The sequence below is a fragment of the Streptomyces sp. NPDC002776 genome, assembly GCF_053592195.1.
In genome coordinates this window covers 147,436-160,909 of record NZ_JBSFVG010000018.1, presented here as the reverse complement: position 1 = coordinate 160,909, position 13,474 = coordinate 147,436, and the positions used below count along the sequence as shown (strand labels likewise).

Sequence of the window (13,474 nt, the reverse complement as noted above, 5' to 3'; positions counted from 1 at the left end):
GGCAACGGCTCCAGCACACCCGACTCGAACAGCCCCATCAACGCCCGCAACATCTCGCCGATCCGCACCGGACCCGCATCAAGCATGTCGAACGCGACGTACTGAACACCCGGCTGCTCCACAGCCCCCCGGACGTCCGTCTTGCCCATCTCCAGGAAACGGCCACCAGAGGTCAACAAGTCCAAGGAGGCGTCGACATACTCGCCGGCCAGCGAGTTCAGCACGACATCCACACCCACCCCGGCGAAAGTCTCCCGGAACCCCAGATCCCGCGACGACGCGATCTGGTCATCCCCAAGCCCCAGCCCGCGCAGCACCTCCCACTTCCCCGGACTCGCCGTCGCCAGCACCCGCGCACCCAGATGACGGGCCAGCTGCACAGCAGCCATCCCCACCCCACCCGCACCCGCGTGCACCAAAACCGTCTCCCCGGCCCGCACACGACCGAGATCCACCAGCCCGTAATACGCGGTCAAGAACACCACCGACACGGTCGCCGCCTGTTCGAACGACCACCCCTCCGGCGCACGGACCACCACCCGCGCATCCGCCACCGCCAACGGACCGAAGCTCTCCAGGACCAGACCCATCACCCGGTCGCCAGGGGCGAAGTCGGAGACGTCCTCCCCCACTTCGAGAACAACACCCGCGGCCTCGCTGCCCAGCACAGGGCGCCCCGGGTACATCCCGAGGCTCATCAGTACGTCGCGGAAGTTCACCCCGGCCGCGCGGACGGCGATCCGTATCTGACCGGGCTCCAGCGGCGCGGACGCCCCCGGTGCCGGAACCAGAGCCAGCCCTTCCAGCGTGCCGGTGCCCGACGTATCGAGCCGCCACGCGGACTCCCTCGCCGGAACCGCCAGACTCCCGCCCGACCCGGCCGCGCGCACCAGACGCGGCACCAGCACCCGGCCCTCACGGAATGCCAGTTGGGGCTCACCACTGGCCAATGCCGCCCCTACAGCGGCCTCCTCGACGGCCTGATCGGCGTCGAGAAGCACAATGCGGCCAGGGTTCTCGGACTGCGCGGACCGCACGAGCCCCCATACGGATGCGGTCGCCAGATCAGCGAGGTCACCGCCGTCAGTCGCCACCGCGCCCCGCGTCACCACGACAAGCCGCGACCCGGCCAACCGCTCCTCTGCCAACCAGCCCTGCACCAGCGCCAGCACCTCAGCAGTGACCCGGGCGGCAGCGTCGGCGAGCTCTGAGCCGTCGCCGGCGCCGGAGACCTCGACCAGCGCCGCCTCGGGGGCCGCGTCACCCGCGTCGAGTGCGGCGAGTAGGGCGTCGATTCCGGCATACCGCGTCGGATGCAGCGAACCGGCGTCGGCGACCGGAGCCGGCGTCCACTCCAGCCGGTAGAGGGAGTCGGGGCCGCTCGTGGCCGCTGCGGCCAGCTGGTCGATGGCCACCGGACGCAGCATCAGCGACTCGGCTACGGCTATCGGAGCGCCGGTCGCGTCCGCCAGCTCCACGGAGACCGTGTCCCCACCCAGGGGCGCGATACGGACGCGAGCGACGGTGGCACCGGACGCCAGGAGCGACACGCCCTCCCACAGGAACGGGAGCCGCAGCCCTTCTCCCAACTCCGAGGTCGCCAGCACCGCATGCAGCGCCGAGTCCAACAGCGCCGGATGCACCCCGAACGCCCCCGCCCGGCCATGCGCTTCCTCAGCCAGCTCCACCTCGGCATAGACCTCGTCGCCCAGCCTCCAGACGGCCGACAGACCCTGGAACACCGGCCCATAGACATAACCGGCAGCCTCGGCCTCCGCGTAGAACCCGGACACATCCACCGGCTCCGCCCCGGCAGGCGGCCACACCGACAGATCCGCGGACGCCGCGACCGGAGCCTCCGCAAGCACACCCTCCGCATGCAGCGTCCACGCACCACTGGCCTCGGTCGACTCGGGACGCGAGTACACGGTGATCGGGCGCCGCCCGTCCTCCTCGGCTGCACCGACGACGACCTGGATCTGCACACCACCCTGTTCAGGCAGGACCAGGGGCGCCTGAAGCGTCAGCTCGCGCACACTCCCGCAACCGACCTCGTCACCGGCACGCACCGCCAGCTCCACGAAGGCCGTCCCCGGCAGCAGCACAGTCCCCGCCATCGCGTGATCGGCGAGCCAGGAATGCGTACGGGTCGACAGCCGGCCCGTCAGCAACACCCCGTCCCCACCCGCCAACGGAACCGCCGCACCCAACAACGGATGCCCGGCCTCACCAAGCCCGAGCCCGACGGGGTCACCCGTCGTGGCGTCATCGGTCAGCCAGTAGTGCTCGCGTTGGAAGGGGTACGTGGGCAGGTCGACGCGGTGCGGGTTGCGGCCTTCGAAGAGGGCGGCCCAGTCCACGTCGACGCCACTGACCCAGAGCTGGGACAGGGCCTGCGTGAACGTCTCCACCTCAGCGTGGCCCCGCCGGGTGGCCGGGACGAACAGGCCCTCGACGCTCTCGGCGGCCATCGCGGTCAACGTGGCGTCGGGGCCCAGCTCCAGGAACTTCGTCACCCCGGACTCGGCCAGCGCAGCGACCCCGTCAGCGAAACGGACCGCTTCGCGGACATGCCGTACCCAGTACTCGGGGGTACGGATCTCCTCGCCCGCCACCCGGCCCGAGAGGTTGGACACCACCGGGATGCGGGGGTCGGCGTAGTCGACGCTCGCGGCCACCTCGGAGAAGTCGGCCAGCATCGGCTCCATCAGGGAGGAGTGGAAGGCGTGCGAGACCGCCAGCCGCCGCGTCTTGACCCCGGCCGCCGTCAGCCGCTCCCGCACCACCTCGACATCCGCCTCGGCGCCCGAAACCACCACCGACGTAGGCCCGTTGACGGCAGCCACATCAACCCGCTCCGCGCGAACGTCCTCGACACCGGCCTGCACCGCGAGCATCGCCCCGCCCTCGGGCAGCGCCTGCATCAACGAACCGCGGGCAGCGACCAGGCGGCAGGCATCCTCCAGCGAGAACACCCCCGCCACATACGCGGCGACCAACTCACCGATGGAATGCCCCATCACGAAGTCCGGACGAACACCCCAGGACTCCGCGAGCCGGTACAGCGCCACTTCCACCGCGAACAGCCCAGCCTGCGTGAACACGGTCTGGTCCAACAGGTCGGTATCGGTCGAAAGCACGTCCGCCAGCGACTCCGGCAGCAACCCCTCGAACCCGGCACACACCTCATCCAACGCCCGGGCGAACACCGGGAACTCAGCCGCCAGCTCCGCACCCATCCGCGCCCGCTGCGACCCCTGCCCCGTGAACAACACCGCAAGGCGACCGTCCACCACACCGCCGCTCGACTCCACCGAAGCCAGCCCCGCCGTCAACTCCGCACGGTCCCGCCCCCACACCACCGCCCGATGCCCCAACCCGGCCCGACCGGTCGCCAGCGACCACCCCACATCCACCGGATCCAGCGCCCCGACCACCCCGGACAGCCGCCCGGCCTGCGCCACCAACCCCTCAGCGGACCCGGCGGACAACACCCACGGCAGTACCCCACCCACCGGAGACGGAGACGCCACCTCCTCCGCGACCTCCGGCGGCTCCTCCAAAATGACGTGCGCATTCGTCCCGCCGATGCCGAACGCCGACACCGCAGCCCGCCGCGGACGACCTGTCTCGGGCCACTCGACACCCTCGGTCAGCAACTCGACGGAGCCCATCGTCCAGTCGACGTGCGGGGACGGTTCATCGACGTGCAGCGTGCGCGGCAGCACCCCCGCCCGCATCGCCATCACCATCTTGATGACACCCGCGACACCGGCAGCCGCTTGCGCGTGCCCGATGTTCGACTTGACCGACCCCAGCCACAACGGCCGATCCACCTCACGCCCCTGACCGTAGGTGGCCAACAGCGCCTGCGCCTCGATCGGATCACCCAGCGTCGTACCCGTGCCGTGCGCCTCCACCGCATCCACATCAACGGTGGAGAGCCCAGCGCTGCCCAGTGCCTGTCGGATCACGCGCTGCTGCGACGGCCCATTGGGCGCCGTAAGACCATTCGACGCACCGTCCTGATTGATCGCCGAACCCCGCACCACCGCCAGCACCTGATGGCCGTTGCGACGCGCGTCCGACAACCGTTCCAGCAGCAGCACACCCGCGCCCTCGGCCCACCCCGTACCGTCCGCCGCAGCCGCGAACGACTTGCAGCGACCGTCCGCGGCCAGCCCACGCTGACGGCTGAACTCCAGGAAGGTGCCGGGGGTGGGCATCACAGTGACACCGCCGGCGAGCGCCATGTCGCACTCACCGCTCCGCAGCGCCTGAACGGCCATGTGCAGCGCGACCAGTGAGGAGGAGCACGCCGTGTCGACGGAGACCGCAGGCCCCTCCAGGCCGAAGGTGTAGGCGAGGCGGCCGGACAGGACGCTGGCCCAGCTGCCGGTGCCGAGGTAGCCCTCGACCTCCTCCGGGACGTGGTGCAGTCGGCTGGCGTAGTCGTGGTACATCACGCCCGCGAAAACTCCGGTACGGCTGCCCCGCACCGAGTCCACCGCGATGCCCGCCCGCTCGAACACCTCCCACGACGTCTCCAACAGCAACCGCTGCTGCGGATCCATCGCCACCGCCTCACGCGGCGAGATCCCGAACAGACCGGCATCGAACTCGGCGGCGTCGTAAAGGAATCCGCCCTGCTGGGAGTAAGTGGTACCGGCGTGCGCCGGGTCGGGGTGGTAAAGGTCCTCCAAGTCCCAGCCCCGGTCGTCGGGGAAGTCCCCGACCGCGTCCCGGCCGTCCGCCACCAACCGCCACAGATCCTCCGGCGACGACACACCACCCGGATAACGGCAGGCAGCCGAGACGATAACCACCGGATCATCCATCACCCCAGCGGCAACCACAGGAGCCGCACCACCGGAGTCCACCCCGTCGGCCGCTCCCACCAGCTCGCTCAACAGCAGCCCCGCCACCGCCGCCGGCGTCGGATAGTCGAACACCAACGTCGCCGGAAGCCGCAGCCCCACCGCCTCACCCAGCCGGTTCCGCAGCTCCACCGCCAGCAGCGAATCGAAGCCCAGCTCCTTGAACGTCCGGTCCGTGTCGACCGTCCGGTCCGCGGCATGCCCCAGCACGAGCGCCACACTGGACCGGACCACACCGAGAAGTTCGTGCTGCTGCTCCTCGCGGGAGAGCCCGGCCAGCCTGCGGGTGAGCGAGTCGGCGGCAGCGCCGCCCTGGAGGCCGGTCGCCGTGCGGCGCGCGGCTCCCCGCACCAGCCCGCGCAGGAGCGGCGGTACGACACCGTCGGCGGCCTGGGCGCGTACAGAAGTGGTGCTCAGCCTGGCAGTGACGAGCAGCGGTTCGTCCGTGGCGAGCGCGGCGCCGAAGAGGGCCAGGCCCTGGTCGGCGGGGATGCCCACGATGCCGGCGCGCGCCATGCGGGCGACGGCGGTCTGGTCCATGTGCCCGGTCATCCCGCTGGCGTCGGCCCACAGCCCCCACGCCATGGAGGTCGCGGGCAGCCCTTCGGCCCGGCGCCGCTGGGCGAGGGCGTCCAAGTAGGTGTTGGCAGCGGCGTAGTTGGCCTGTCCGGGGCCGCCGAAGACGCCGACGACGGAGGAGAAGAGGACGAAGGCGGAGAGGTCGAGGCCCCGCGTCAGCTCGTCCAGGTTCACGGCCGCGTCCACCTTGGGACGCAGGACCCGGTCGAAGTGCCCAGGGGTCAGCCCGGTGACCACGGCGTCGTCCAGGACGCCCGCAAGATGCACCACGCCCGTGACGGGATGCGAGGCGAGCAGCGCCGCCAACGCCTCACGATCGGCGGCATCACATGCCACGGCCTCGGCCACCGCACCCGCGGCCGTCAGCTCGGCCACCAACTCCGCCGCCCCCGGAGCCGCGGGCCCCCGACGACTGGCCAGCACCAGCCGCCGCACGCCATGCTCCGCCACCAGATGCCGGGCGACCAACCCGCCCAGCGTCCCGGTACCGCCCGTGACCAGCACCGCCCCGTCACCGAAGTCGACCGGCCCGGCAGAGGCGGTGGAGCGGGCCAGGCGTGGGGCGAGTACGTGACCGCCGCGCACCGCGATCTGCCACTCCCCCGCCCCGAACGCAACAGGGACAGACGCGAGTCCATCGGTGTCGACGTCCAGGTCGAGCAGGCCGAACCGCCCGGGATTCTCCGCCTCGGCCGAGCGCACGAGCCCCCACACCGCCGAGGCCGCGAGATCGGTGGGCCCGCCGCTGTCCGTTCCCACGGCACCCCGCGTCACCACCACCAGACGCGACTCGGCGAACCGCTCGTCCGCGAGCCAAGCTCGGGCGACCTCCCAGGTGTTCAGCACGGCACGGTGAACGGCGTCGGCGGATCCGGAGCCGCCGCCGTCCACGGGGACAGCCACCACGGAGGGTACTTCTGGACCGTCCGCGATCTCGTTCAGGCTGCCGAAGGAGGGAACCCCGAAGCCGAACGGGTCGGCGTCGCCGAGCAGCGCCCAACCGGGCTCGTCCTGCCCGGCCGCAGCGGCGAGGGGAGTCCACTCCACCCGGTACAGAGCGTCCCGTACGGCGGAACCCGCCTTCTCCAGCTCCTCCACCGCAATCGGACGCAGCGCCAGCGACTCCACGAAGGCCACCGGAGCGCCCTCGGTATCGGCCACCCACACCGACGCCGCGCCCTCTCCGACCGGAGCCAGCCGCACTCGCACCGCCGACGCCCCCACCGCCGACAACGACACACCCGACCACACGAACGGCAGCCGGGTCTGGGTGCCGTCCACCGGCAACACCGCATGCAACGCCGCGTCCAGCAAAGCGGGATGGATCCCGAACCTGGCCGCCTCGCCCTGCTGCCCCTCCTCCAGCACCACCTCGGCGAAAACCTCGTCACCACGCCGCCACACCCCACGCAGCCCCTGGAACACCGGCCCGTAGTGATAGCCGGTGTCGCGCAGACGGGCGTACCGGTCGCTGATGTCCACCGGTTCGGCACCGACCGGAGGCCAGGCCACCATGTCGACCGAGGGGGCCGCCCCCGCCCCCGGCTCCTCGGCGCCGAGGGTGCCCTCCGCGTGCAGGGTCCACTCCTGGTCGGGAGCGGCGTCCTCGGGACGGGAGTACACCGCGATCGAGCGCTGTCCGTCGCCCTGCGCGTCCCCGATGACGACCTGCACCCGCACTCCGGCGCTTTCGGGGAGGAACAGCGGCGCCTGGAGGGTGAGTTCGGTGAGGCAGCCGCAGCCGACCTCGTCCCCGGCGCGGATCGCCAGTTCCACGAACCCGGTACCGGGGAAGAGGACCGTACCCGCGACCGCGTGGTCCGCGAGCCAGGGGTGCGTGCGCAGAGACAGCCGCCCCGTCAGAAGCGCGCCGTCCCCGGCGGCGAGGCTCATCGCGGCCCCGAGCAGCGGATGATCGGTTGCGGCCAGCCCTGCACCGCTGACATCGGCGGTGCCCGTGCTGGGCTCCAGCCAGTAGCGCTGGTGTTGGAAGGCGTAGGTGGGCAGGTCGACATGGCTTACGACGCGGCCCGCGTAGACGGCGGACCAGTCGATGTCGGTGCCGTGGACCCACAGTTCGGCCGCGCTCGCGAGGAAGCGGGCGTCCTCGTCCTCGTCCCGACGCAGGGTGCCGACGACCGTGACCCGCTTCTCCGCAGCCTCGGCAATCGACTGCACGCCCATGGTGAGCACGGGGTGCGCGCTCACCTCGATGAGCCGCAAGTGTTTCTGTGTCAGCGCCACTTGCACTGCTTCGGTGAAGCGCACGGGCTGACGCAAGCCCTCGTACCAGTACGAGGCGTCCATGGTCTCGGTGTCCAACAGGCCACCGGTGACCGTGGAGATGATCGGCACCCGCGACACCTGCGGCACCACCGGGGCTAGGGCCTCCAGCAGCCGCTCACGGATGTCCTCCACGTGGGCGGAGTGCGAGGCGTAATCCACCGGAACCCGCCGGGCCCGTACACCAGCGGCCTCCGCCCGCGCCGAGATCTCATCCAGGGCTTCCGGATCACCGGCCACCACCGTGGCATCCGGACCGTTATAGACGGCTATCGAGACCCGATCACCGTACGACGACACCCAAGCCGAAGCCTGCTCAGCACCCGTCGCCAGCGACAACATCCCACCACGACCGGCCAGTTCATCCCGAATCGCGGCGGACCGCAGCGCCACCACCCGCGCCGCATCCTCCAGACTCAACGCACCGACCACCGCAGCAGCGGCGATCTCCCCCTGCGAGTGACCGATCACGGCAGCGGGCTCGATGCCCAACGACTCCCACACAGCCGCCAGTGACACCATCACGGCCCACAAAACGGGCTGGACCATGTCCACCCGCCACATCCACGCGTCATCGTCACCGGTGAGCACCTCGGTCAGCGACCAGTCCACGAACGGCCCCAGCGCCGCCTCGCACTCCCCGATCCGCCCCGCGAACACCGGCGAGGAGTCGAGCAGCCCCCGCCCCATCCCCAACCACTGCGACCCCTGGCCGGGGAACACGAACACCACACCCGCGTCCGAACCCACCACCCCGGCCACGGCATTGCCGGCCGCACCGCCCGACGCCAGCGCCTCCAGCCCAGCCGTCAGCTCAGCACGCTCCCGCCCCCACACCACCGCCCGGTGCTCCAGCGCCGTACGCCCAGAAACCAGCTGCCAGCCCACATCCACCGGCTCACCCGACACCCCCGCCAACCGCCCCGCCTGCGCAGCCAACGCCCCAGCCGTACGCCCCGACACCAGCCACGGCACCACCGCCGACCCCGACAACCCCCCAGCACCGGAGACCACGACCGGACCCAACCCGGCCTCAACCGGCGCCTCTTCCAGGATCACGTGCGCATTCGTCCCGGAGATGCCGAAGGACGACACCGCGCCCCGGCGCGAGTGGCCGTCCGCCGACCATTCCCGTTCCTCGGTGAGCAGGGAGACATGGCCTGCCGCCCAGTCCACGTGGGACGTGGGCTCGTCCACGTGCAGGGTGCGGGGCAGCACGTGAGCCCGCATCGCCATCACCATCTTGATGACACCGGCGACGCCGGCCGCGGCCTGGCTGTGCCCGATGTTCGACTTCACCGATCCCAGCCACAACGGCCGCTCAGGCTCTCGCCCTTGGCCGTAGGTGGCGAGCAGCGCCTGCGCCTCGATCGGGTCGCCCAGGGTCGTCCCCGTGCCATGGGCCTCCACCACGTCCACCTCGGTGGCCGGGACCCCGGCGTTGGCGAGTCCGGCGCGGATCACCCGTTGCTGCGAGGGACCGTTGGGGGCGGACAGGCCGTTGGACGCGCCGTCCTGGTTGATCGCCGAGCCCCGTACCACCGCCAGCACCTGGTGACCGTTGCGGCGCGCGTCCGACAGGCGCTCCACCACCAGGATGCCGACGCCCTCCGCCCAGCCCGTGCCGTCGGCCGCCGCCGCGAAGGGCTTGCACCGGCCGTCGGCGGCGAGACCGCGCTGGCGGCTGAACTCCACGAACATGCCGGGGGTGGGCATGACCGTCACACCACCCGCCAGGGCGAGGTCGCACTCGCCGTTCCGCAGCGACTGCACCGCGAGGTGCAAGGCCACCAGCGACGAGGAGCAGGCCGTGTCGACCGTGACGGCCGGGCCCTCCAGGCCGAGGGCGTAGGACAGGCGGCCGGAGACGACGCTCGCGGCGTTGCCCGTCAGGGTGAAGCCCTCGACGGGTTCGGCGGCCTCGTGCAGCCGGTCTCCGTAGTCCTGGGACATGGCTCCGGCGAACACGCCGGTCAGGCTGGAGCGCAGCGAGCCGGGGGCGATACCGGCCCGTTCGATCGCCTCCCAGCTGGTCTCCAGCAGCAGGCGCTGCTGCGGGTCCATGGCCAGCGCCTCGCGCGGCGAGATACCGAAGAACTCGGCGTCGAACCCGGCGGCGTCGGCCAGGAAGCCTCCCTCGCGGGTGTAGCTCGTGCCGTGGTGGGCGGGGTCGGGATGGTAGAGCGCGTCGATGTCCCAGCCGCGGTCGGCGGGGAAGGGGGAGACGACGTCGAGTCCGTCGCGGACGACGCGCCACAGGTCTTCGGGGGAGGCGATGCCGCCGGGGTAGCGGCAGGCCATGCCGACGATGGCGATGGGCTCGCCGGTGTGGGCGGTGGTGGGGTGCGCGGTGCGGGGGGTGTCCGTGACGCCGAGGAGTTCGGCGCGGAGACGGTCCGCGAGGGCGGTGGGGGTGGGGTGGTCGAAGAGGAGGCTGGAGGGCAGGCGCAGGCCGGTGGCGGCGCCGAGCCGGTCGCGGAGTTCGACGGAGGTGAGGGAGTCGAAGCCGAGGTCCTTGAACGTCCAGGTGACGTCGAGGGTGTCGGTGTCGTCGGGGCTGTGGCCGAGGATCATCGCGATGTCCTCGCGGACCTGGTCGAGGACGGCACGGGTCTGCTCGGCGGTGCTGGTGAGCCCGGTGAGACGGGCCCGCCAGCCGGTGGCGGGGCCATCGCTCACGTCGGTGATGACAGAGCCATCGCCCGCGTCGGTGGTGGCGGGGCCACCGCCCGCCGGGACGGTTCCGGTGTCCTGCGCGGGTGCCGAGGCGGTGTGCCCGTCCCCCGTACCGGCGTTCTCGCTTCCCGTCAGCCAGTAGCGCTTGCGCTGGAAGGCGTAGGTGGGCAGGGGTACGCGGCGTGCGTCCGGGCCGGCGGCGAGGCCGGGCAGTGCCGGGGCGGCTCCGCGGACGTGCAGTCCCGCGACCGCGGCGAGCAGGGTCTGCGGCTCCGGGCGGTCGCGGCGCAACGCGGTGAGGAAGGCGGTGTCCGCCGGGCGGCCGTCGTCGGGGCGGGCGGCGAGGCATTCGCGGGCCATGGCCGTGAGGGTGCCGTCGGGGCCGAGCTCCAGGAACGTGGTGACGCCGTGGTCCAGCAGCCAATCGACGCCGTCGGCGAAGCGCACGGCTCGGCGGACGTGTCGTACCCAGTAGTCCGGGTCGCACAGTTCGTCGGCGGAGGCGGGACGGCCGGTCAGGTTGGAGACGACGGGGAGGGTGGGCGGGTGGAAGGTGAGGTCCCGTGCGACGGCGCGGAACTCCTCCAGCATGCCGTCCATGTGGGCGGAGTGGAAGGCGTGGCTGACCCGCAGGGCGCGGGTCTTGCGGCCGCGCTCGGCCCAGGTGGCGGCGTACGCGGTGACGACGTCGGCATCGCCGGAGACGACGCAGGCGCCGGGGCTGTTGACGGCGGCGATGGTGATGTGGCCGCCGACGGTGGCGAGTTCGGCGCCGACCTCGGCCTCGGTGGCCTCCAGGGCGACCATGGCGCCGCCCTCGCGCTGGGCCTGCATGAGCCGGCCGCGTGCGGTGACGAGGATGCAGGCGTCGGCGAGGGAGAGGACCCCGGCGACATGGGCGGCGGCCAGTTCCCCGACGGAGTGGCCGAGCAGGTGGTCCGCGGTGATGCCGAGGGATTCGGCGAGGCGGTACAGGGCGACTTCGAGGGCGAAGAGGGCGGTCTGGGTGAGGGCGGTGCGGTCCAGGCGGGCGGAGTTGGCGGGGGTGGGTTCGGCGGTGAGGAGCAGCTCGCGGACCTCGGGGTCGAGGTGGTCGCAGACGGCGTCGAGCGCGCGGGCGAAGGCGGGCTGGGCGGCGTACAACTCGCCTCCCATGCCGAGGCGTTGGCTGCCCTGGCCGGAGAAGAGGACGGCGGTGCCGCCCTCGGTGACGGTGCCGCGGATCACGTCGGACGAGGGGCGGCCGGCGGCGAGGGCGGCGAGGGCCTTGGCGCCCCGGTCGCGGTCGGGGGTCAGGACGACGGCGCGATGGGCGAAGGGGGTCCGGATGGTGGCCAGCGAGTGGCCGAGGTCCGCGGCGGTGTGCTCGGGGTGGGTGTCGAGATGTTCCCGGAGGCGTCGGGCCTGGGCGCGCAGGGCGGTGGCGGTACGGGCGGACAGCGGCCAGGCGACGGGTACAGCGGGCCCAGCAGGCATAACGGGCTCGAGGGCGGCGGGCTCGGAATCGGCGGCCGGTGAGGGTGGTGCGGCCGGGGCCTCGGCCAGTACGACATGGCAGTTGGTGCCGCCCATGCCGAAGGAGCTGACTCCGGCGCGGAGCCGTTCGTCCGGCCGGGGCCAGTCGCCGAGCGCGGTGTGGACGCGCAGTCCCAGCTCGTCCAGGGGAATGTCGGGGTGGGGCTGCTCGAAGTTGAGGCTGGCGGGCAACTGGCGGTGGCGCAGGGCGAGGACGGTCTTGAGGAGTCCGGCGATACCGGCCGCGCCTTCGAGGTGCCCGATGTTGGTCTTGACGGAGCCGACGGCGACAAAGCGGCCGGCGGCCCGGGCGGCCGTGCCGACGGTGGCGCCGAGCGCGGCGGCCTCCACGGGGTCGCCGCGCCGGGTGCCGGTGCCGTGCAGTTCGACGTACTGGATGCCGGTGGGGTCGATGCCGGCCCGCCGGTACGCCTGGGTGAGGACGCGGCGCTGGCCCTCGGAGGTGGGGACGGTCAGGCCCTCGCCGCCGCCGTCGTTGCCGGTGGCGCTGCCCTCGATCACGCACAGGACGTGGTCGCCGTCGGCGAGGGCGCGGGAGAGGGGTTTGAGTACGACGAGACCGGCGCCCTCGCCCCGGACGTAGCCGTTGGCGCGGGTGTCGAAGGTGTAGCAGCGGCCGTCGGGCGAGAGGGCGCCGAACTTGGCGGCGCTGATGGTGCTGTCGGGGATGAGGTTGAGGTTGACGCCGCCCGCGAGGGCGATGTCGCTCTCGCCGCTGCGCAGGCTCTCGCAGGCGAGGTGGACGGCGACCAGGGAGGAGGACTGGCCGGTGTCGACGGTCATGCTCGGGCCGCTGAGCCGGAGTGTGTAGGAGAGGCGGTTGGCGATGATGCTGCGGTGCAGGCCGGTGACGCTGTGCGCGCCGATGGCCGAGGCGCCCTGGCGGTGCAGCAGGGAGGCGTAGTCGTCCCAGATGGCGCCGACGAAGACGCCGGTGCTGCGGTCGCCGAGGGTGTCGGGGAGGATTCCGGCGTCCTCCAGGCTCTCCCAGCCCAGTTCCAGCATCAACCGCTGCTGGGGGTCCATGGCGGCGGCCTCGCGGGGCGAGATGCCGAAGAAGGCGGCGTCGAAGCGGTCGACCTGGTCCAGGTAGCCGCCCCGCGTGGTGTTGATCTTGCCTTTGGCGGTGGGATCGGCGTCGAAGTGGGCGTTCGCGTCCCAGCGTTCGGGTGGGGTGGTGGTCACCGCCTCGCGGCCTTCGCGCAACAGTGTCCAGAAGGCAGCGGGGTCCGGGGCGCCGGGGAACCGGCAGGCAAGGCCGATCACGGCGATCCGCTCGGGCTGTGCCGCGTGCGCGTCCGCGGAGTTCGCGTGTCCGACAGAACTTCCCGTCTTCGCCACCAGGTCTCCCATTGACGCTCGGCTCCCGTAACGCGGAGCCGAGTAGCGGTTCGGACCGGACCGAGGTGAGGTGTCCGGGAGCGGAGCACCGATCCCGGGTGGCTCGAAACGCGGAGTTCCGGCCACCCGGACAAGTGGTGCGGTGGTTCTGTGGCCCGGCCTTTTCGTCACCCCGTTGCTCC

At 72.1% G+C, this 13,474-nt stretch carries 1 protein-coding gene; it reads right to left on the bottom strand.

Annotation, left to right across the window (positions count from 1 at the left end; genetic code table 11):
- Positions 1-13,304, bottom strand: a 13,304-nt coding sequence (locus tag ACWD11_RS29720; protein ID WP_451286663.1) for an SDR family NAD(P)-dependent oxidoreductase, incomplete at its 3' end; no start/stop codon positions are given.
- Between the last annotated feature and the right edge of the window lie 170 nt (positions 13,305-13,474).